22 protein-coding genes are annotated in these 21,715 nt (G+C 55.5%); 6 read left to right on the top strand and 16 right to left on the bottom strand.

Features of this window, described 5'->3' with window-relative positions:
* Window positions 1-29: 29 nt before the first annotated feature.
* Window positions 30-509 carry a chemotaxis protein CheW gene (locus M655_RS08995; RefSeq protein WP_007784566.1) on the top strand — a complete coding sequence of 160 codons (480 nt, stop codon included), beginning with the start codon at window positions 30-32 and terminating at the stop codon, window positions 507-509.
* Between the two features lie 154 nt (window positions 510-663).
* Window positions 664-1,542, top strand: a complete 879-nt coding sequence (locus tag M655_RS08990) for a M23 family metallopeptidase (protein ID WP_025845848.1) — start codon at window positions 664-666, stop codon at window positions 1,540-1,542.
* A gap of 102 nt (window positions 1,543-1,644) precedes the next feature.
* On the opposite strand, the gene M655_RS08985 is transcribed toward M655_RS08990, so the two are convergent.
* The 7 genes from M655_RS08985 to M655_RS08955 form a co-directional block, all read right to left on the bottom strand.
* Entirely contained in the window at window positions 1,645-2,313 is a 669-nt protein-coding gene (locus M655_RS08985; RefSeq protein ID WP_003842325.1) for a hypothetical protein, read from the bottom strand.
* A 48-nt stretch (window positions 2,314-2,361) separates the two neighbouring features.
* Window positions 2,362-2,958 (bottom strand): RNA 2',3'-cyclic phosphodiesterase, encoded by a 597-nt coding sequence (gene thpR, locus M655_RS08980; protein WP_005828918.1) that lies wholly within the window; start codon window positions 2,956-2,958, stop codon window positions 2,362-2,364.
* 99 nt (window positions 2,959-3,057) lie between these two features.
* Window positions 3,058-3,540, bottom strand: coding sequence for a hypothetical protein (locus M655_RS08975; RefSeq protein ID WP_005828919.1), 483 nt, complete (start codon window positions 3,538-3,540; stop codon window positions 3,058-3,060).
* Between the two features lie 148 nt (window positions 3,541-3,688).
* Window positions 3,689-4,729, bottom strand: coding sequence for a hypothetical protein (locus M655_RS08970; protein ID WP_026557497.1), 1,041 nt, complete (start codon window positions 4,727-4,729; stop codon window positions 3,689-3,691).
* On the bottom strand, window positions 4,722-5,531 hold the full coding sequence (surE, locus tag M655_RS08965) for a 5'/3'-nucleotidase SurE (protein ID WP_025845854.1): 810 nt from the start codon (window positions 5,529-5,531) through the stop codon (window positions 4,722-4,724). The genes M655_RS08970 and surE overlap by 8 nt, the downstream gene beginning before the upstream one ends.
* 224 nt (window positions 5,532-5,755) lie before the next feature.
* Window positions 5,756-6,181: a tellurite resistance TerB family protein gene (locus M655_RS08960; RefSeq protein WP_005828922.1), complete on the bottom strand. Its 426-nt coding sequence runs from the start codon at window positions 6,179-6,181 to the stop codon at window positions 5,756-5,758.
* 104 nt (window positions 6,182-6,285) lie between these two features.
* Complete coding sequence (locus tag M655_RS08955) at window positions 6,286-8,082, bottom strand: SgrR family transcriptional regulator (protein ID WP_026557498.1); 1,797 nt, start codon at window positions 8,080-8,082, stop codon at window positions 6,286-6,288.
* 140 nt (window positions 8,083-8,222) lie between these two features.
* On the opposite strand from M655_RS08955, the gene M655_RS08950 reads away from it, so the two are divergent.
* Complete coding sequence (locus M655_RS08950) at window positions 8,223-9,452, top strand: MDR family MFS transporter (RefSeq protein ID WP_005828924.1); 1,230 nt, start codon at window positions 8,223-8,225, stop codon at window positions 9,450-9,452.
* A gap of 9 nt (window positions 9,453-9,461) precedes the next feature.
* Here the strand turns inward: M655_RS08950 and M655_RS08945 are convergent, their stop codons facing one another.
* From M655_RS08945 to M655_RS08925, 5 genes are all read right to left on the bottom strand, one after another.
* The gene (locus M655_RS08945; RefSeq protein WP_005828925.1) at window positions 9,462-10,259 is read right to left on the bottom strand and encodes an ABC transporter ATP-binding protein; all 798 of its coding nucleotides are present in this window, start codon (window positions 10,257-10,259) and stop codon (window positions 9,462-9,464) included.
* A complete protein-coding gene (locus M655_RS08940) occupies window positions 10,252-11,184 on the bottom strand; it encodes an ABC transporter permease (RefSeq protein ID WP_026557500.1) in 933 nt (310 codons plus the stop codon). Before M655_RS08940 ends, M655_RS08945 begins: the two co-directional genes overlap by 8 nt.
* Window positions 11,185-11,212: 28 nt before the next feature.
* Window positions 11,213-12,265, bottom strand: a complete 1,053-nt coding sequence (locus M655_RS08935) for an ABC transporter substrate-binding protein (protein WP_005828927.1) — start codon at window positions 12,263-12,265, stop codon at window positions 11,213-11,215.
* A 90-nt stretch (window positions 12,266-12,355) separates the two neighbouring features.
* Window positions 12,356-13,363, bottom strand: a complete 1,008-nt coding sequence (locus M655_RS08930) for an ABC transporter substrate-binding protein (protein ID WP_005828928.1) — start codon at window positions 13,361-13,363, stop codon at window positions 12,356-12,358.
* A 126-nt stretch (window positions 13,364-13,489) separates the two neighbouring features.
* A complete protein-coding gene (locus tag M655_RS08925) occupies window positions 13,490-14,812 on the bottom strand; it encodes a hemolysin family protein (RefSeq protein WP_007784581.1) in 1,323 nt (440 codons plus the stop codon).
* A 141-nt stretch (window positions 14,813-14,953) separates the two neighbouring features.
* Here M655_RS08925 and M655_RS08920 point away from each other — a divergent pair, with 141 nt between their 5' ends.
* The 3 genes from M655_RS08920 (at window position 14,954) to M655_RS08910 (ending at window position 18,622) form a co-directional block, all read left to right on the top strand.
* Window positions 14,954-16,618 carry a DNA repair helicase XPB gene (locus tag M655_RS08920; RefSeq protein ID WP_026557501.1) on the top strand — a complete coding sequence of 555 codons (1,665 nt, stop codon included), beginning with the start codon at window positions 14,954-14,956 and terminating at the stop codon, window positions 16,616-16,618.
* A 53-nt stretch (window positions 16,619-16,671) separates the two neighbouring features.
* Window positions 16,672-17,241, top strand: coding sequence for an RNA polymerase sigma factor (locus tag M655_RS08915; protein WP_005828931.1), 570 nt, complete (start codon window positions 16,672-16,674; stop codon window positions 17,239-17,241).
* Between the two features lie 103 nt (window positions 17,242-17,344).
* Window positions 17,345-18,622, top strand: a complete 1,278-nt coding sequence (locus M655_RS08910) for a 2-oxoacid dehydrogenase subunit E2 family protein (protein WP_235694719.1) — start codon at window positions 17,345-17,347, stop codon at window positions 18,620-18,622.
* 213 nt (window positions 18,623-18,835) lie between these two features.
* Here the strand turns inward: M655_RS08910 and M655_RS08905 are convergent, their stop codons facing one another.
* The 4 genes from M655_RS08905 to M655_RS08890 all read right to left on the bottom strand — a co-directional run bounded on the left by M655_RS08905 (window position 18,836) and on the right by M655_RS08890 (window position 21,630).
* Complete coding sequence (locus tag M655_RS08905) at window positions 18,836-19,096, bottom strand: DUF2573 family protein (RefSeq protein WP_026557502.1); 261 nt, start codon at window positions 19,094-19,096, stop codon at window positions 18,836-18,838.
* An 81-nt stretch (window positions 19,097-19,177) separates the two neighbouring features.
* Window positions 19,178-19,621, bottom strand: a complete 444-nt coding sequence (locus tag M655_RS08900) for a small multi-drug export protein (RefSeq protein ID WP_005828934.1) — start codon at window positions 19,619-19,621, stop codon at window positions 19,178-19,180.
* An 87-nt stretch (window positions 19,622-19,708) separates the two neighbouring features.
* Window positions 19,709-20,704 (bottom strand): DUF2705 family protein, encoded by a 996-nt coding sequence (locus M655_RS08895; protein ID WP_007784592.1) that lies wholly within the window; start codon window positions 20,702-20,704, stop codon window positions 19,709-19,711.
* A complete protein-coding gene (locus M655_RS08890; protein ID WP_026557503.1) occupies window positions 20,701-21,630 on the bottom strand; it encodes an ABC transporter ATP-binding protein in 930 nt (309 codons plus the stop codon). The genes M655_RS08895 and M655_RS08890 overlap by 4 nt, the downstream gene beginning before the upstream one ends.
* Window positions 21,631-21,715: the final 85 nt, after the last annotated feature.

Here is a 21,715-nt window from a genome sequence, read left to right as displayed (position 1 = left end):
GGAAAGCGGTCCGGGGAGGAATTGTATAAATGGAACTGACAAAACGAAGCAACGGTACAGATTGGGAGGCAGAAGCGGCGACGGCCCAATCGATCTTGTTTAAAATGGGAAGCGAGTATTACGGGCTCTCCATTGCTTTGGTGCGCGAAATCATCAAGCCACTGCCCATCACCCGTTTCCCCAAGTCGCCTGTGTACGTGGAAGGCGTCATCGACCTGCGCGGGCGGATTTTGCCGATCGTGAACCTGCGCAAAATGTTCGGCCTGGAGCCGATTGCCCAGACGGATGACACCCGCTTTGTCGATTTGCAACTGGAAGGGCTGAATATCGGCATCATCGTCGACGCGGTGTCCGAAGTGATGAACATTCCACAGCATCTGATCGAACCGGCGCCACCGATCGTCGCTGGCGTAGAGGGCAAGTATTTGCAAGGAATTGCCCGCCTGGACGATAAGTTGATTATGCTTTTGGATGTCGATGAAATTTTTGGTCAATGGAAAAAAGTGTAGGCGATAGCCTGAGCGAAACCAGTACATGACAACTGTACTGGTTTTTTTGTACGGTTGTCCTGCCGCTTTGGACGGCGGTCTTTGCGAAACCTGGCGGCAGCTTGATGCGTACTACTCGTTGCAATCATTTTCTTTTTAACGGAGCGTGAATCCTGTGCATACTCATCCGCTTTTCCCGCTGGCAAAAGCAATTCCGCTCGCTCTCTGCTGCGGTCAGTATAAAACGCTGTACAGCATGTGCAGCGCGGCCTTTCGGGACGAGGTCAGTCTGGAGGAATTTGTTTCCTTCGCCTCCGACTTTCAGCGCGATGGCACCCCATATGCGGAACAGCCACTCTCCGTCGTGCCGCTTGCGGGGATGAGCCGTTTCGTCTGGACTACAAGCGATGGACAAAAAGGCTTGTCCGCGGCGATCGACTCGCAAGGAACCATCCACGGGCTTCGCCTCGCCCATCTGACGCCCCATCCGGAAACGGATCGCATCGTCAGCCGCCACCTTTACCGCCTGCCTTTTCGGGGCGAATGGTTCACCTTTTGGGGCGGCATGAACGAGCTGGTCAACTACCATTACGCGTATGACAACCAGCGCTACGCCTACGATTTTTTGCTGCTCAAGGACGGCCGTTCCTGCAGCGGCGATCCTTCTGTCAACGAGAGCTACTACGCCTTCGGGCAGCCGATTGTGGCTCCGTGCGCCGGAACCGTGGTCAAGGTAGTCGCTGACGTGCCGGACAATTCGCCCGTCGGGGTGATGAACGAGCAGCAACCTGCCGGAAATTTCGTCGAGATCGACCACGGACAGGGCGAATTTAGCGTGCTGGCCCACCTTCAGCAGCATTCCATCACGGTGAGGCCAGGCGACCGGGTCGCAGCCGGGGATGTGCTCGGGCGGTGCGGGAACTCGGGCAATTCCAGCGAAGCGCATCTGCATTTTCAAGTCTCCAACGCCCTCGACCCGTACACCGCCGTCTCGATTCCGATCCGGTTTCAGTCGCACGCTGCGATCGTCCAAGGGATGTTTGTCCGTGGCTGATTCCCCGATCGCGGACTCCCTTGCTTCCCGATTGGAAAACTTGGCGGCACAATTCTTATCTGTACAAAAAAAGAGCGGGAGCCATCCCGCCCTTTCTGTTTTCTACTCCCTGCCCCCACTTGCCAAATACGCATAATTCACCCAGACCATTTCTTCGATCCCTAAAATCTCTTTGAAAAGATCCACCGAATCGTACAAAAGCGAAGCGCCGGTTTCTTCGTCTACATCTGTCAGCAGTTGCAAATCAAACAGCGAGCGCAACTGCTGCACTTGTTTTGGCCCCGCGATCCGACTGAACGATTGCGGCTTGATTCGCGTAATTCCTTTGCCTACCTCTCGCCGATACAACTCCGAACGCACAACCCGGTCCAGTATGTCTTCATACTTTTGCCGAACGTCCTCGCTGTCTGTAATCCCTTCCTGCAGGTCAATCTCCGGATAAAGTCTGCCGAACTCCGCCTCCGCCATCTCCACATCCAGTGAATAGCTGATCGTCGCCGAAGAGACTTCGAAACCAGCATCGAACAGACGAAACCCCCAGCCATTGTCTTCTGCGTCGTGAAACCAAAGCAGCGGCACGAATTGCTTCGACAGTTGAAGCAAAAACTCAAGCGTCGAGGAAGTTTCAATCCACTCATCCTGCAGGAAAAATGCGTTCCAGTCGCCATTGATGCTTCTGTGGAAGTACGGTTGCGAAGACTTGGACAAGGCAATCAGCACTTTCGGTTCGTATTTGCGTGGATAAAGAATGCCGGTCGTGAACTCACCCATCCGTTTTCCACCGCTTTCTGGAAAGCTTTCCCTGGTCCTTTTCTTAGTCTATTCAGGTACCGCTTGTTTTTTGCTGTGATCTTTATCAAACGTGCTCGTGTGGATCACCGTATGCACAGCTCCCTCCGGCAAAAGCTCCGAACGGTACAGATGGACATGCCGCACCTTCCAGCGAGGCGCGTCGGCTGCCAAGTACCGCTCGTTCCAGTCGAGCAGCGGCAGCCCTTCCGGCGATGCTTGCGGTCCGCGGGCGAGCGTGATGTGCGGACGGTAGCGCTTGCGATCATACGACACCCCCTGATGTAGCTCGAACCGTCTGCCGAGCAGCAGGTGAAGCTGCTTGAGCGGATTCGTTTGCCCGCGCAGGCCGAGCCAGAGGACGCGGGGATGCTGGGCATGGGGAAACGCCCCGAAGCCGCCGATGCGCAGTTGAAACGGTTCGATAATCGCGCTGACGATGTCCATGTCCTCACAGATGGCCGGGACGAGCGCTTCGTCGACTTCGCCGAGAAAATGCAGCGTCAAATGAAGATTGTGCAGCGGCTGCCATCTGTCTGCCTGTACTTCCGATTTCAGCCGCTTTTGTACATCGGCAATATAGCGGACAGCCTCTTCGGGAATGTCCAGGGCCACGAACAAACGCATAGACGGATTCCTGCCTCCTTTTTATCCAAACGCCTGCCTTGCCGCGAACGAAAAATAGCCCCCCTGTGACGGAGAGCCATTTTTTACATCCACGCCGCGTCAGGCAGCCATCATCTTTCCGGTTACGATGCCCAAAACGCTGCGCACATATTCGCCGAGTCGCCCGGAGCCAGGCTGATACGTAAAACGAAGCGTCAATTCGACATGTCCCACATGTCCCGCAGGAGGAATGTTCCAGAAAAGGTCCGCTTCTCCGTACAAAATTTCCTCAATGCGCTGCTTCTTGCCTTCGATGTCCAGATCAGGATCGTGAGACAACGAGAATTTCATCATGATGGAAAACGAATCTTTTTTGATCCCATCCCGCAAGCTTAATTTGCCGTGGATCGCGACGAGTCCCGCTTCTCCCCACAAGTTGTACTCCAGCAAAGCCTGGCATTGCGGTTGAACCTGCAGCTCAAGAGCCGGAAGTCCTCCCTCAATCGTAAGTGCATGACGCTTTGCCAACAGTTCGATCTCCCCTTGAAAACGGTGAGCGCATTCGGAAACAGCCTGGAACAAATCGGGCTCTACAGCGTACATCGTCGTCACCTCTCCCCAACGGATTATCTGCTTTACTACTTCGAAACTCCCCTTGTCGTATCCTTTGTTGAAAAATGACTTATTTACCCATATTTCCTCGAAGGGCAAAAGATTCCTATGAAAATTCTTTTTCACAATGTTGCAACATTCATTCGTACGGGACGGGCATTCCCGGAAACGCTTTCACAAACAGGGCTCGCAGGTGCTCCTGTACACGCTCGTCCAGCTCCAATTGGTAGAGTGCGCCATTTTCATAGCGCAAAAAGGGAAACGCTCCCAAGCGCAAAGGCGAAACTTCTTTAGTCTCCACATACTCCGGCAAAGTCAGCAGGAAACGGGAAAACGGGTTCGCCTCGTCCTCGGACATATGGACGACTTCAAACAGATCGGACAGGCCGGGCGTCACAATCAGCTCCAGCAGCTCGCCGCGCTCTGCGACCCAGACCGTAAACGACGATTCCCTCACTTCGCTGCGCGCGTGCCTGCGCATCACCCAGACCGCCTGGCGGACCGTACTCATTAACAGATGCTGCGCGCCTTCTGCCCCATGTGCCTCAACCATCCGCCTGTAGCGGAAAACAAAGGCCAGCCCTTCTTCTGCAAGCACAGCGTCGGGCAAGGAAAGCGCCGGGATGCTGAGCGTCTCCTCCTCGCGCACCTGCGCCTCCTGCGGTATGGCTTCGCTTCTCCCCTCGAACAGCGAGCGAATCATTTCCCGGGTGCGCTCAACCTCTGCTGTGGAAAACGAAATGGCCTCGGAGTATATGTGCGTCAGCTCGCCTCCCTCGTAAGCCAAATAGTGCAAAAAGGTGCGCGGCTGCTCCAGCATTTTCAGCGCCATGCCCCGCTGCTCCGCCTGCCGGATGTCAAAAGTGAGCGGAAAGCCGAGCGGCTGCAGCGGATCGGACAAAGTCCAGATCACGCCGAGCAGCTTTCCCTGGTACGTCTTGAATTCGACGGAGACAGCATCGCGCGTCTGCTCGACGAAGGCGTCCACCGATTCAAACACCAGGTACAGCTCGACTTCGCCCTGCCCGTTCAACCGGGCAAAATAGGGCAGCCCGGCCTCGCTCGCAAGCTCGTACAAATCACGGTACGCGCTCTTGTCGAGCACCTCGCCCTGCGTCGCCGCCTCGGGCGATCGCAGGGCAGGGTCCGGGCTGAGCACAGGATAAAAGTCCTCACTCATCCGGTTGCTCCCCCTGTTTTGCCCACGCCTGCATCAGCGGCCAGCCATCCATCTGCGCGAGCAGCGCACGGTCCGTCGCATCAATGTGCACAGGCGTGATGGCGATATAATCATGCTTCACGAGGTCGTAGTCAAACGGCTCGGCAATCGGCATGACTTGCGGATACTCGCGTGTCAAAAAGTACCCTTCCGCTTCCTCGCTGTACTTGTCTTCATAATGATGCAGCGAAAGCGTGGCCGGGACGATGCCTTTCACCTGCGCCAACGGAACGTGCGGGATGTTGACGTTCCAGAAAACTTCCGGGGGCAGCTCGCCTTTTACTGCCCGTTCGCTGAACTCTTTCACCAGCGGCTCAATCATCTGCACGACATCGCCGTAATTTTCCTGGTCATACCAGTTATCGTAGGACAGGGCTACGCCAGGAACGCCCAAAATGACCGCTTCCCGCGCCCCGCTGCACGTGCCGGAGTAATAAATGTCACGCCCCAGATTCGTTCCGACATTGATTCCGGAAAAGACGATATCCGGTTTTTCGTCCGCGGCAAACAGCAAATGGTACGCCGCCTTGACGCAGTCGGCCGGATTGCCGTTCACGGCCCACGCTTTGACGGGAAGACCGTAAAAGTCGCGTTTTTCCGGTGCCAGTGCGGTACGATAGGTTACCCCATGACCGACACCGCTTTTTTCTTCAACGGGAGCCACCACAAAGATTTCCGCTTGGTCCAGTACGAGCAGTGCTTCCACCAATCGCTTGATGCCCAGAGCATCAATGCCGTCGTCATTCGTCACTAAAATTCGCAACACAAGATCTCCTCCTTCATCGTGGCGCCCATCTTCACTTGCACGTGGCTTCCTTTTATTGTACTTTAGAAAGCTTTGCCAAGCCAAGCTTCCAGAAGCTTCCGGTCGAGAGCGCCGCCTCTTTGCCTATTAGAAAACTTGGCTGCGCCAAGCTTTTGGCGCAGCCTTCGTTGCCCTTATACTTATCTGTATGAAAAAAAAGGCCCCAACAACGGGGGCCTTGCCTATTCACCGACAATGTCCTTCCAGCGGTCGCGCCAGGCAATGCCTTCGCGAATCCACTCCTCAACCTGCGCCTGCTTCTCCTCCGAGATGCCAATCAGGCAGGCGATCCGCGCGATTTCCTTCGTCTCCGACGGCGACAGCTTCCGGTCGATCAAAGCCATGTGATACAGCTTGCGCATCATCACGAGCTTCTCGCTTTGGCTCATGTCAACCAGATCCTCCACAATCGTCTCCGGGCGCTTCGGATAGTCGATGTCATCCATTAAAATTTGCCGTTCTTTCAAGGTAAAATGTTCCGAATTGACGATGTCATGAATGCGATCCACTTCTCTTGAACCTATATAACCGTCGGCATGCCCAACGCAAATCATCAAACGAATGGAGGCAAACAAAATATGTTTGTCCTTTTCTGTTCTCGTATACAACGTGCGGTTCCTCCTCCGAGCTTAAGTAACAAACGATAATATCTACATCTAATAATACGATGAAAGAGGAAAGCGGTTTCACACGATTATGTGACAAATTTATGCTACTCTCTCAAAAAAACGGACCGAAAGTCAATCCAGCCGTATGCGTCAAGGCTTACCCCCGACAATCGCGGGTGCGCGATCATCTCGATGCGGTTCGCGTACAGCGGAACAAACAGATGGCGGGCCTTCAGCCTGTCCATGATCGCGCGCACGACAGCCTGCCGCTCCTCTGTCGTTGTAGTTTGCCCCATCTGGCGAATCAGTTGCTCGACCTCCGCTTTTGTCCGCTCGTCCAGGTGGTGCGTAATGCTCAGCGCCTCTGCCCGCAAAAATTCAACGAGCGACAGCTCTGTGCGTTCATCCGCATTGGCGCTGTCCACGACCAGGTCGGCTGCCTGCAGCACGGCAGGTTGGGCCAGCTCTTCAGGCGACGCGTAGCGGATTTCGATGACGATGCCGTATTCCTTCGCCTTTTCCCTGATCCACTCGGCATCCTCCACGTGGTCCGCATCTGGGTAGGTGTACAGGGCAAGCTTCTCCCCGCGGTAGCCGCTGGCTGCAATCAAGCGCGCGGCCTCTTTGGCATCGGGCAGACGTGTATCCTGCTGCATCCGTTCTCCCCATACCTCAGCCTGCTCTCTTCCGCCTTGCAGCGCCGCTCTCAGCGCTGCGCCAGATAGCATGCTGGCGACCAAGGCGCGGAACGCATCGTCTGCGAGCGGCCCTTTTTTGGCTGCATTCAGGCTGACGTATTGAAAGCATTGCTCCTGGCGGACGACGTCTCTCCAGGAGGCATCTGCCAGCTCATAGGCCGGATGCGCTTTGTCCACGACCAGCATGCTCTCCTCGGTCAGCTCCGGCTGGCGCATCCCAGGGACGCACCAAAGTTCAATCCGGTCCAAAAACGGCCGCCCGGCAAAGTACGGCGCAAACGCTTCGAGCACGAGCATGGAGTCGTCATGGCGCACAACCCGAAACGGCCCTGTCCCTGCCGGAAGCCGGGCGAATTGCTCTCCCATCTGCTCGGCATAATCGCGCGGAACGATCGCCATCTGCTCTCTGCTCAGCGCTTGCAAAAACAGCTCATCCCGCTGCTTCAGCCTGATCGTCACCACATAGTCATCGCAGACGTCCACCGCCGCAATCGAGCGGGCAAGCCAGCGGTGCTTGAACGATTGCTGCATCAGGCGCAGCAGGGAAAAACGCACATCGTCAGCCGTCAGCGTGCATCCATGATGAAACAGCACCCCTTTTCGCAAATAAAACGTCCAGCGCGTCCCGTCCTCATCCGCCTCCCAGTAAAAGGCGAGATGCGGCTCCACCCGCTTCGTTGCCGGATCGAAACGGACCAGCGTATCGAACAAATGCTTGACCAAATGCGTCTGCGAGCGCAGCAACACGTGGATCGGGTCCAGCCCTGCAAACGGTCGGTCGAAAAAAAGACGCAATGTATCCACTCGGCCACTACTACCCTTTTCCCGGGTAATCCGCGCTCCAAACTGGATATTCATCCAGCGGGAAAAATGTTGGGCAAAAGTCGGCCAAGCCTGCCCGTATTGCTCCAACAGCTCCTGCGAAGCGCGAATCTCGCCGGTTTGGACGAGCTCCTTGGCCACAGACAGCAGCAAGTCTGCCGGGTCGAGGACGAGCGTCAGCACCGAACGGTTCCCTCTCCCTCGTCCCGGCTGCCAGAGCAGCCAGCCGCGCGCCTGCATCTTTTTCAGGGTCAGCGTAGCGTTGCGCAACGTACAACACAAGATCGCCGCGACCTCTGCCAATGTAATGTCCAGCGGCCGACCAAACGCTTCCTTTGGCCTGGCCGCGCATAAACGAATGTACTGTTCAACAAGCTGCACGAGATTCACCACCGATTTCGCCAAAAAACATGAAAAAATGCTTCTCCTAATCCTACGCTTTTTCTCCTGACTGCGCCAGCTTACAATTCTCGAAAGAAACAAAGCCAAACCGAAAAAAACCGGAGAAAGGACACACACTTATGAATCTGTTACTCGCTTCCCTTGCCCGTTTTCTTGCTGCGTATCCGCCCTTGCTGTGGGTCCGCCTGTTCGGGGAAACGCTCACGTCCCTGTCCAGCACGATGATCGCTCCGTTTCTGGTCCTGTACTTGAGCGAAAACGTCAGCGGCTCCGTCACCGTGACCATGCTGGTGATTGGCTTGCAGCCCTTTTCCGAGATTGTTCTGACCTTGTTTGCAGGCGGGTTGACGGACCGGATTCGCCGCAAAACGATCATGCTTGCAGCGCTGCTCATCCAAGGTTTCGCCATGCTCGGAATGGCCTTTGCGGATTCTATCGCAGCTTTCGCGGTGCTGTACATCATCAATGGCGCTGGCCGCTCCCTGTTCATCCCGGCAAGCCGCGCCCATCTGGCCGACGCGATTTTGCCCGCGCAGATGGCGAGCGCCTTTGCGCTATTGAATACGTCCAGCAGCATCGGGGCGGCGATCGGCCCGCTCATCGGGGTCATTTTGTACCAGTACGATCCCGCCATGGCGTTTTTGCTCACCGCTATCTCGCTCTTGCTCTACGCGATTGCCGTCTGGTGGAAAATTCCGCAAACCCCGCTGCCTGACCTGCCTGCCCAAGCCGGAGAAAACGCCCGTAGCGGCAAGCGCGAAAGCTGGCAAGCGTATCGCCCGGCACTCGCAATCATGACGCTGTCGCTGCCGATCAGCCTGTTTTACGCGCAAACCGAGACGAATTTGCAGTTGCACCTGAAACATACACTGCCTGACTACTTGCACGCACTTGCGCTGCTCATTGCCGTCAAAGGCGTCCTGCTTATTTTGTTCGAATTTCTGCTGGTCAAATGGACCCAGCATCTGCCTGCCCGCCTGCTGATTACTGGCGCGTACGGCTGCTTCATGCTCGTCTCGCTTGGCTATGCCTACATCGACTACTTGCCGCTTTTGCTCGCCATGCAAGTGCTGCTCGTCATCGGCGAAAGCGTCGGCCTGACACAGCTTTTGGCTTTTGTCACACGCATTTCCCCGCCTTCCATGCGCGGACGGTACTTTGCCATCACCGGAACGCATTGGGACATTTCCCGCACGTTCGGTCCGTATCTCGGCAGCCTTGTTTTGCTGCACAATGGCGGTGCGCTTCTGTTCACCCTTGTCGCCGTCATTTTGGCGATTGGAGCGTGGGCGATGCACCACTATTTGCGCAGCAAAGAAAAAGCCCTCCCGCATGCGCAGGAAGGCTGATAAAAAGCGTCAGGTCAACAGGAAGCGGTCTTCGCTGAAGCTCTCGCCGCCACGGGCTGCTTCGAACGCGCGAAGCAAATCCTGCGGCTTCATCGTCCGCTTCTTCTCGTCCGGAATGTCGAGAATGATGCCGCCATCGTGCAGCATCAGCAGGCGGTTCCCCATGTTCAACGCTTGCTCCATATTGTGCGTGACCATGATCGTCGTCAGCTTGTGGCGCGCGACGATCTTGTCGGTCAGCTCCACGATGAGCTGCGCCCGCTTCGGGTCCAACGCCGCTGTATGCTCGTCCAGCAGCAAAATTTTCGGTTCCGTAAAAGTAGCCATCAACAGGCTGAGCGCCTGGCGCTGACCGCCGGAGAGAAATCCGACTTTTGTCTTCAAACGGTTTTCCAGCCCCTGGTCAAGCTGCTTGAGTTGCTCGCGGAACAGCTCGCGCTTGTGGTTGTTCACCCCGAAGCCGAGTGTGCGGCGGCGGCCGCGGCCGAGCGCAATCGCCAGGTTTTCTTCAATCGTCATGTTCGGCGCAGTACCCGCCATCGGGTCCTGGAACACCCGCCCGATCAGCTCGGCGCGCTGGTGCTCGCCGAGGCGCGTCACGTCCTTGCCGTCAATCGTGATCGTTCCGCTATCCGGGAACAGCCCGCCGGAGATCATGTTCATCATTGTCGATTTTCCGGCCCCGTTGCTGCCGATCACGGTGATGAACTCTCCGCGCTTGACGTGCAGGTTGACGTTGCGCAGGGCGATTTTTTCGTTCACCGTGCCTGCGTTGAACACTTTGTTGACGTTCGAAATTTTAAGCATGTCCGTTTCCTCCCCTTGCCGTGCGTACCGCTTGCTTTCTCCAGATGCCTTTGGCAACGGTCGGGACGGTCAGTGCCACGATCACGATCAAAGCGGTAATCAGCTTCATGTCCGACGGATTCAGCCCTGCTTGCAAAGCCAATGCGATCACCAGACGGTACACGATCGAGCCGAGAATGACGGCGAGCGTGACTCTGAAAATGGAGGAGCTGCCAAACAGCACTTCTCCGACAATAACAGAAGCAAGACCAATCACGATCATCCCGATCCCCATGCCGACGTCGGCAAAGCCCTGGTACTGGGCAACCCATGCGCCAGATACCGCTACCAGACCGTTGGACAGCGCCAGACCGATAATGGTCGTCGTATCGGTGTTGACACCGAAGCTGCGAATCATCTTCGGATTGTCGCCCGTCGCGCGCAGGTCGAGGCCAAGATCGGTGTGCAGGAACCAGTCGATTACCAGCTTGAGCAGCAAAATCCCGACGAGAAACACGACGGACACGCCTGTCAGCAAAGTGACTCCGTTTACTGTCAAATTCGGAATGCTCAAGTCTTTTACATAGGTGAACAACGTATCTTCACGAAGCAAAGGCAAGTTTGCCTTCCCCATGATCCGCAGGTTGATCGAATAAAGGGCGATCATCGTCAAAATCCCTGCCAGCAGTGCGTTGACCTTCCCTTTTGTATGCAAAACGCCGGTAAATGCCCCTGCCAGGCCTCCGACGACGAACGCCAAGAGGGTAGCCAGGTACGGGTTGGTTCCATCGATGATAAACTTGGCTGCGATCGCGCCGCCCAGGGCAAAGCTGCCATCTACCGTCAAGTCAGGTACGTTCAGAATGCGAAAGGTCAAATACACGCCCAGAGCTAAAATTCCAAATAGCAAGCCCTGCTCGATGGCTCCCATTATTGCCAAATTCATAGAAGAAATCCTCCTGTTGCTGCGTTTATTACTCGATCACTTCGCCTGCGCGGTCGAGCATGGATTGCGGAATGGTCACTCCCATTTTCTCCGCTGCTTTTTTGTTCAAGACGAGTTTCATGTCTGCTTGCATCTCAACCGCCATGTCAGCCGGCTTCGCTTCGCCCTTCAAAATTTTCACGGCCATGTCCGCAGTTTGCTCGCCCAATTTGGTGTAGTCGATGCCGTAAGTGGCAATCGCCCCGCTCTTCACGGAGTTTTCCTCGCCTGCGATCACCGGAATTTTTTGCGCTTCCGCTACGCCCAGTACAGCCGCGATGGACGATACGACCATGTTGTCGGTCGGCACGTAGAACGCATCGACTTTGCCTACCATCGACTCGGCCGCTTGCTTCACTTCTGTCGCGCTCGTGATTGCCGCTTCCTGGATGGTCAGGCCGAGCTTGTCCGCAACCGCTTTGGCTGCGTCTACCTGTACCTTGGAGTTTACTTCACCCGAGCTGTAGATGACGCCTACCGACTTCGCGTCCGCTTTCAGCTCCTTTACCAGCTTGAGCTGCTCTTCGACCGGGTTCATGTCGGAAGTACCTGTCACGTTCGCGCCTGGCTGCTCCATTGATTTTACCAGACCAGCCTCGACCGGGTCAGTAACTGCCGTAAACAAAATCGGAATTTCTTTGCTCGTCTGCGCTGCTGCCTGCGCGGTTGGAGTGGCGATCGCCAGCACGAGGTCTACTTTGTCCGCCTCGAATTTTTGCGCGATGGAAATCGCTGTGTCCATGCTCGCCTGCGCCGATTTCACGTCAATTTTCACTTGCTTGCCGTCTTCGTAGCCGTTTTTCGCAAGCTGCGCCACAAATCCTTCACGCGCTGCATCCAAGGCAGGGTGCTCTACGAATTGGGAAATGCCAATCGTAAACTGCTTGTTCTCAGCAGAAGGCGCCGGCTGATTCGCAGCAGGGGTTTCCTGCCCGTTGTTCGCCGGAGTAGCGCTTTGCTGTCCACATGCGGTAACAGACAAAAGCAGCAAAGGAAATAAAATACTCTGAATTTTTCTGATAGTCTTTTTTTGTTTAACCATGCGATAAATACCCCCTTGAAAAATTTTTACTAATTTTAACACGGATAAAACAGTTTTAAAAGAATAAAAAGAGAGCTTGACGCTCTCTTTTTACTTGATGATTTCTTTCGCCTGCTGTTTGAGTGCCTCAGAAATCGTGAGACCAAACTTCCCGGCAGCCGTTTCATTGATGTACAGGTCGGCCTGCTTTGAAATTTCGACTGGAGTGTCGGCGACCGCTTGTCCTTTCAGGACGCGGGCAGCCATCTCTCCTGTTTGTTTGCCAATCAGGTAGTAATCGATTCCGTACGTGGCGACTGCGCCGCGCTTGACGGTGTCGGTGTCAGAAGCGAAGACAGGAATCTTGTTCGCTTCCGCTGCTCCCAGTACGGCCTCAAACGAAGACACGACGGTGTTGTCAATCGGAATGAACATGGCGTCTGCTTTTCCAGCAAGTCCCTGAGCTGCCAGTTGCACCTCGGAGAGCTGGGAAATGCCCGCCTTGACGATTTCTACGCCTTCTTTGCTCGCTGCTTCTTCCAGTTCTTTTACCTGAACCTCCGAATTTACTTCAGAGGTGGTGTAGATGACGCCCAGCTTTTTCAACTGTGGCAGGAAGGTTTTGACCAGCTTCAATTGCTGTTCCATGGATACTTTGTCGCTCGTACCGGTCACGTTTTTGTCCGGTTTTTCCAGACTGCTGACCAGTTGAGCCGAGATCGGGTCTGTTACGGAACTGAACACAACAGGTTTGTCGGCAATCGCCTTGGCTGCAGCCTGAGCGGACGGGGTAGCGATCGCTACGACCAAATCCTTTTTGTCTCCGGCGTACTTTTGCGCAATTGATACCGTGTTGTTCATATCGCCATGGGCGTTCTGGTAGTCAACCTCCAGATTTTTGCCCTCTTCGTAGCCGGATTCCTTCAAGCCATCCAAAATTCCTTGATGAATCGCATCCAGTGCCGGATGCTCTACGAATTGCGTCAGGCCAATTTTCACGGTTTGCTCCTGGCCGGAATTAGCCGTGGTAGCCTCGCTTTGTCCACCTGTTTGATTTCCACATGCTGCCAAAGAAAAGGCCAGCAATGTGGTCAGTACCATACTGACTGCTCGTCTCATCTGTACTTCCTCCTCTAAGCTCTGCTCTCTTAGCCACTGACCACCCTCCGGCGGCCGGGCCTTTTTGCATTTGTGCAACTTGTGTCCCATTATAGCATATTATTGCGTCCTGAAAAGCTTTTTTCATCAATCTTTCGTACCGATTTCTTCCTCGACGTTCGCCAGTTTTTTGACAAAAACTCTGGTAATCCGGTAATGATCGACTTCCCCGACCACGAACTCGTACTTGCCTTCGCGCACCCGGTCGCCCACGCGCGGCGGGTGGTCAATCTGCATGTAAATCCAGCCGGCAAGCGTATCCACCTCGCTTGATTCCAGATCAATGTCCAGGTAGTCGCCCACTTCCTCCAGGAGCATCCGGCCGTCGAGCGACAAAATCCCGTCGTTTTTCTCGACTTCCGGGCGCTCATCGTCAAACTCGTCCTGGATGTCTCCGACGATTTCTTCCATAATATCTTCAAGCGTGACCAGCCCCGCTGTCCCGCCGTACTCGTCAATGATGATCGCCAGTTGTCCCCGCTGTTTTTGCAGCATCGTCAAAAGACGGCTGATCGAGATCGTCTCGGGCACAGTCAGGATCGGGCGCATCAGCGTCTGCAAATCTTTGTGCTCGCCCTCCAACAGACCCGTCAGCAAATCTTTGATGTGCAAGCTCCCCACGACGTGATCCTTGTCACCGTCCACGACCGGATAGCGGGTAAAACGGCCGTTTTGCACCAGCCGGACGTTTTCCTCGAACGGATCGCGCAAGTTCAGCACCACCATGTCTGTGCGCGGAACCATGATTTCTCGGGCCATCGTCTCGGAAAAGTCGAAGATGTTGTCGACGAGCATCAGCTCGGTTTGGTCGATCAGCCCGCTTTTGTGGCTTTCGTTGACGAGAATGCGGATTTCTTCTTCGGTATGCGCTTCCTGATGCGGCTCCATCGAAATGTGAAACAGCGCGAGAAAGCGGCTGGCCGACCAGTTCAAGAGCGCAATGAACGGATACATGATTTTGTGAAACAGTTGAATCGGCCGGGCCACAGCCAGCACGACCATTTCCGTGCGCTGGATCGCCAACGTTTTCGGTGCCAGCTCCCCCAGTACAATGTGCAGAAAGGTAATGACCGAAAACGCGATAATAAAGGAAATGCTGCTCACCAGCGTCTCGTTGAGCTGAAAATAGCGAAAAACGGGATGCAGCAGATGAGCCACCGCAGGCTCGCCCAGCCAGCCAAGCCCGAGAGACGCCAGCGTGATGCCAAGCTGGCACGCAGACAAATAAGCGTCCAAATTTTGGATGACCTGCTCGACGTTTACGGCGCGCTTGTTCCCTTCCGCCACCAGTTGGGCAATCCTCGATTCCCTCACTTTTACGACGGCAAATTCGGTTGCGACAAAGAACCCGTTGAGGAAAACGAGGATCAAGACCAATCCCAAGTTGAACAAGCTTCCCCACGTTCCCATGCTCCTCGCCTTCCTTTCCGACCATGCTTTGGGATATTGTTTCCCATCCAACCGTAAATGTTACCTGTTCGTTTTTCTTTCTTTTCCGGATTGTGATACCATAGTGCTGATTCATATGCCGTTTGTAACGAGGTGAATCTCTTGTCTTATCGTCCAGACTTGCCGATGATCGTGCAAAGCGATCGCACTATTTTATTGGAAACGCAGCATCCGCAGTTTGCCGAAGCCAGACAGGCCATCAGCGGGTTTTGCGAACTGCTGAAAAGCCCGGAGTACATCCATACGTACCGGATGACGCCGCTGTCGCTCTGGAATGCGGCCGCGAGCGGGATGCAGCCGCACGAGGTGACAGACATCCTCGGCGCGTACAGCAAATACAGCGTGCCGCCAACCATCGTCAAGGAAATCGACGAAACGATGCGCAAATACGGTCTGATCCGGCTCGAACGCCGCGGGGACGACCTCGTTTTACATAGCGACGATCCGCTCGTTCTCACGGAGCTTGCCGCATACAAGTCGATCGCGGCCCTGCTCGAAGACGGCTACGTGCTCAAAAGCTACGCGCGCGGCCTCATCAAGCAGGAGCTGATCCGGTTGGGGCTGCCTGTCCAGGATTTGGCGGGCTATTCGCAAGGCGAGTCGTGCCCGGTCAGCTTGCGGGCGAACAGCGCTGCGGGAAAGCCATTTGCCTTGCGCCCGTACCAGCAGGAAGCGGTAGACGCCTTTTACCGCGGCGGCTCCGCTCTAGGCGGAAGCGGCGTGCTCGTGCTGCCCTGTGGAGCCGGGAAGACCGTCATTGGCATTGGCGCGATTTCCCAGTTGCAGACTGCTACGCTTATTTTGACGACGAATACGACTTCCGTGCGGCAATGGATCGCCGAGCTGCTGGACAAAACCGATCTTGATCCCGAGCTTGTCGGCGAATACACCGGCGATCACAAGGAAGTAAAGCCGATAACTGTGGCAACTTATCAAATTCTCACATACCGCCCCACCTCTCTGGATGAATTTCCTCATATGAAACTCTTTTCAGAGCGTGACTGGGGGCTTATTATTTACGATGAGGTGCATTTATTGCCTGCACCTGTTTTTCGTGTTACTTCCGGGATTCAGGCGACACGCCGACTGGGCTTGACGGCTACGCTCGTCAGGGAAGACGGCCGGGAAGAAGACGTCTTTACGCTGATCGGGCCGAAAAAGTACGAGGTTCCTTGGAAAGCGATGGAGGATGCGGGCTGGATTGCGGAAGCGCGCTGCCGGGAAATCCGGCTGCCTTTTGAGCCGAAGTGGCGGGAAGCGTATGCGCATGCGACGGCACGGCAAAAGTTCCGGATCGCCGCCGAAAACCCGAAAAAGCTGGACGTTGTCAAAAAGCTGCTGGAGCGCCACGAAGGCGACCGGGTGCTGATTATCGGCCAGTACGTCGACCAACTGGAACAGATGGCGACTGCCCTGCAACTGCCGCTGATTACGGGCAAAGTGCCGGAAAAAGAGCGCGAGACGCTGTATCAACAATTTAAAAAAGGGGAAATCACACGCCTGATCGTCTCCAAGGTGGCCAATTTCGCCGTTGATTTGCCGGACGCCAATGTGGCGATTCAAATCTCGGGCACGTTTGGCTCCCGCCAGGAAGAAGCGCAGCGACTGGGACGAATCTTGCGACCAAAAACCGAAAATAACACCGCTCACTTTTATACACTGGTGACACGCGATACGAGAGAGCAGGAGTTTTCGCTCCACCGTCAGCTTTTTCTCGTCGAGCAAGGCTATCCATACGAAATTATAGAAAACGAGATGCTGGTCTGAAACGTTTCGGAAAAAGCCAGCGTCACATAGAGGGAAGGGAGGCCGGAGATTCAATGCAATCCGACGCCGAAATCATTCAGCGGATTCTTCAGGGCGACATCGAAGGGTATCGCGACCTCATCCAGCGATATCAGCATATGATCTACGTATTCATCTACAAAATGGTGAACAATCGCGCTGATGCGGAGGATCTGACTCAGGAAGTGTTCGTGAAGGCGTATGAGAAGCTGTCCACGTTCCGAGGCGACTCTCAGTTTTCATCCTGGTTACATACGCTTGCTCGCAACAAGAGCATTGACTTTTTACGCAGACGGAAGTTTCACGACTCCGACGAGCAGTTGGCGTATGTGCCGTCCAATACGCGGGACGAGTCTCCGCAAGAATCGCTCATGAACAAGGAGCAGCGCAGGGAGATCGAGGAGGCATTCGCCTTGCTGTCGGATTCCTACCGGGAAGTGATCGTCCTTCGCTGCACGCATGAATATCCGTTCGAAAAAATTGCTACTCTTCTCGGCATCGCCGAGTCTACAGCACGCGTCCGTTACTTGCGCGCTCGCCAAGAACTCGCAAAATTGTTATCACGCAAGGAAGGGGGGCTCGTACATGAACTGCCAGGCATTTAGAAAAGCATGGCTAGATGACACGGATAGCGATATTTTTTCCCATATAGAGACCTGTGAGGATTGTATCGCATGGATCGAAACACAAATGACAACCGAAGAGGAGGTGCAGTTCTTGAAAGAGGTTCCACCGCCTCAAGCGAACCTGGAAGAGAGGATCATGCAGGCCATCTACCAGAACGCCGGACAAGGTGTGCCCCCTCACGCCGCAACCGTCGCTGTGCTTCCACAGCAAGCGGCAGCACCTATGCCCAGCAAGCGTCGGACCAAAGGCTTCCCTTCATTCGCCTGGGTCAGCGCAGCGGCAGTCCTTTTGGCAGTGGGCTTCATCAGCTACCAGCAGCTCCAAGACGGTCAATTCCAGACAGCGTCACAACAGCCCGCAGCAAACCAGGCAGGCGCTGGCACCCAGATCGCGACGCATGCCACCGAAGCGATGCAAATGCAGGACGCTGCTCCGGCATCCTCGCCTGCCTCTGCCCAATCGGCGGCAAATGCCTATGCTAGCAGCGAGCAACCGCTGGCAAAGCAAAACGAGGCAACAGCCAAAGCGTCTCAGCCTGCTTCCCCGGCTACGCCAAACGCCGCTTCGCCATCGGCCAGCCATGAGCTTGCGCTAAATACGCAGGAACCCAAAACAGCAGCACCCCAGACGCAAGCGCCGCAAGCCGAGGGAGAGGCGTCCATAGCTTCCCGCAGCGTTCTGACAGGTTCAGAGGAACAAGGCGCAAACGCCAAGGCAGCCCTGGCAAAAGAGGCAAACGGAGCCGAGAACAACCTGGTCGCCGGGAAAAAAGCCAGAGCCGCCGCAGAAGACCAGCAAGCCTATGGGATTACTGCCATGGGCGAACCGGAAGCCAAACAAGCGAAACAAGCGGAAAGCAGTGACAGCGGCCTTGTAGGGCCGACGCTGGCTATGACAGCCAAGCAGCCGATCACGCTGTCGACCTTCTCGGACACGGATACAGCCGTCCAGGCATCGGATATGCCTGTTCCCGTGCTTGCGCAAAACGCGAACAGCTTTTCCTTGAGCACGATCTCTGTCCAGTACGAATCGGAGACGAGCCAAAAGGTCACGCGCCTCTCAGCGGATTACAAGCGCAACGACGACTGGATTCGCATCGAGGTAGTTCGCAATGCGAAAGGCAAACGCAGCCTGTCGATCCCCGGCACGTTCTCCGCTACCCAGCTCTTTGCCGTAAACGGCGAGCAGGCCATCGCCGTCTCGTTTGACAATCCGGACAAGAAAAGCTCTGTCGCCGAGCACGCCGTTCATTTCAACGCCCAGTCCAATAACCAGTCGCTCTACGTAGTAGTAACCGCCCACGGCATTTCCTTGGACGAATTGATCGAAACTTCCAAGCAGATGACCTGGAAGCCTTAGCCGCAACCGGAAGACGCGTTTCTGGCAGACACGACCTGTCGCATCAGGTGCGTGTCTTTTTTGTTGGCTCGCGCGCGGATTTTGCCCCCACGCGGCATCTAGAAATTCGCCGCGTCCCGCCAGCAACGGCTGAATCGTGACGACTTTTTTTCGCAAAAAAATACGCCGTCTTTTGCCCTGCATCGCAAAAAGACGGCGTTTCTTCTTTATAAGCTACTGAGTCTGGTTTTTCGCCTGGTTCCACTGCTTGATTTGCTCGATAATTTCCCGGATTTGATTGCGCGCAGCCTGGTGCTCCGGCTCGCTACCCCAATGCAGGATGAGCGGCGGCATCGCTTTTGCCATCGTGGTGTACAGGCACCATACTTTTACCATCTCGACGCGCTCCGGCGTCGCTTCACCCGTCAACAGCTCGGTAAACTTGTGCAGCAGTTCATCCAGTTCGGGCACCAGCGCTTCTTTTTTCTCACTCATGGATCATCCCCCGCTTTCCTTTCCTTTTTCATTTCTTGGAACATTGTATGCAAGATTTCTGCCCGGCAAAAGGGAGATTTTTCAGCCCATCGGTTTTGGTGTCAAGAACTGGAGCAGACCGTAGGCGACTGCTGCCGTAAGGATGACGCTCCAGATCACGATGCCAATCGACATCCACCACATCAGTTTGCCTGTCGGTGCGCCGAGCGAAATGCCGATCGCAGCCCCCAGCGGAGCGCCTGTCAACAGCGGAGAAGCCAATCCGAGGCCGATTACGCCGTACTTCTCCCAGATGCGGCCCATCCGGCTCTGGCGCCCTGCTTTTTTCTCCACGCGCTTCATCAGCCAGCTTCTGAGCGAACCGCCCAAATAGATGACAATCCCGGCGCTGGCAATCGCGCCAAGGGCACTGAATATCCCGGTAAGCAACGGAGGCAGTTGCAGCATGAAGCCAATCGGAATCGCTCCCCACAGTTCAAGCATACTCGTCAGTGCAACCGTCCCGCATTTCCATAACATGTCCATAATCTCACGCCAATCTCCTCTCGGTGCCATTCTTGGTCCTTCCATGAAATACGAATGAAACGGAAAAAGGTAGCGTTTTTTTCCAGATCAGGAAGTTACGTCTCTGCGGGTAAAGACGGTGTATGCTACAATCAGCGCCGCGACTGCCCAGATCGTCAGTACAGCCAGCGAGAACGGCAGCGTCATTCCTTTGATCGGAGGCAGCGTGCCATTGAGGTAGTCGGTGAGCTGCAGGTTGACGACAAACAAGTATTTGGACGACTCCCACGACGAAGCCATCTGCGTCAGGATCGTCCCGCTGATGAGCGCCGCCATCATGATGCCCATGCCTGCGGCGGCGCTGCGAATGAGGACGGAGACCATGAACGTAACGGTTCCGACGACGATGCAAACAAACCAGCCGAGCCCATACTGCATGAGCAGAAATTGCCACTGCGGCAGCATGAACGCTCCCGACGTCACAAGCTCCCCGCCTGTCACCTCGAAGCCTGTGAGAATCGGCAAATCCCAGCCGGAATAGCCAAACACGACACCCGACAGCAAGTAGGCCAAGATGAGCGTCATCAGTACCGTAAGCGAGGTGAACAGCAACAGCGTGATGTACTTGCTGGTCAGCACCTTCCAGCGCCGCACGGGTCTGGTCAAAAGCAGCTTGATCGTCCCTTCGCTAAACTCGGCCGACACGATATCGACCGCCAGCACGACGATAATCATCGGCAAAAACATGGAGATCGCCTGATCCATGAAGCCGCGGGCAAATGTCGGGCCTCCGGGCGCCATCGGATTGATATTGTGGTCGAGGTAATACTGCTGCTGCTGAATCCGGATTTTGATAAAATCGCGCCATTCTTCCGGAAGACGGCTGGACGCGAGCCGGTTTTGCATGTCGACGATCTGCTGGGTCAAGAGCGGCCGCCAGTCCGTCGTGCCCATCCGCTCCTGAGCCGTCACGACCGAGCGGTACTGGGCGTATGTAAAAATCGGGATCAGAATGGCCAGGATGAGCACGACCACGAGAAAGCGGCGGCGGCGCAGCAATTTGACGGTTTCGTTTTGGACGAGGCCCAGCATGCTTTGATTCATTTCTCTCCCCCTCCCCCTGTCAGCGTCAGGAACAAGTCTTCCAGCGTCACGGTTTTCGTGGCAATCCCGATTACCGGGACTCCCGCCTGCACCAGCTTCTGGTTGACTTCGCCTACCCGCTCCATATCCATCCGCGTCTTCACGCTTTCCTCCCCGACCGCCAAAATATCCGTCACGGCGTTGTGCCCGCGCAATACATCCAGCGCTTTTGGCAGGTGGGCGTGCGGGATCGTCCATTCCACCTGGTCGGCAAACTGCTCCATCAACTCGCGCACTAGTCCGACCGAAATGACTTTTCCCTGCTTGATAATCGCCACCCGGTCGCACATCATCTCGATCTCGCTGAGCAGGTGGCTGGAAATGAAGACCGCAAGCCCCTCCTCCTCGGCCAGACGGCGAATGAACTGGCGCAGCTCGCGAATCCCTGCCGGGTCAAGCCCGTTTGTCGGTTCGTCGAGAATCAAGATTTTCGGCCGGTGCAGCAGCGCTTGCGCGATCCCCAGCCGCTGCCGCATCCCGAGCGAATACGTTTTGACTTTGTCGTCAATCGCCCGTTCCAGGTCGACGAAGCGGACGATTTCTTCGATCCGCTCCTGCGTAATCCCTCCGCTCATGCGGGCAAACTGCTCCAGGTTTTCCCTGCCTGTCAAAAATTTGTACAGCTCGGGATTTTCCACGATGCAGCCGACTTGCGCAATCGCCTCCGGGAAGTTCTCCGAGAGCGATATCCCGCCGATGCGGATATCTCCCCCGTCTGCTTTAGCCAGACCGACCAGCATGCGAATAGTCGTCGTCTTGCCCGCGCCGTTCGGCCCCAAAAAGCCAAACACTTCGCCAGCGAGCACGTCGAATGTAATATCGTGAATAATCTGCTTTTTGCCGATCGTTTTTTGCAATCGCGATACTGCGAGGACTGTGTCGCCCAAGGTGCGCCCTCCTGTCTTTGTTCCGCTTCCCGCAACTGACGGCAGCGATTCGTTTATGGTACACTGGCATAAGATGTCCCACCAC

This window comes from Brevibacillus sp. NSP2.1 (assembly GCF_000470975.2).
Classification (GTDB): domain Bacteria; phylum Bacillota; class Bacilli; order Brevibacillales; family Brevibacillaceae; genus Brevibacillus; species Brevibacillus agri.
The sequence above is the reverse complement of the archived record's forward strand: the minus strand, read 5'-3'. Positions and strand labels throughout refer to the sequence as shown.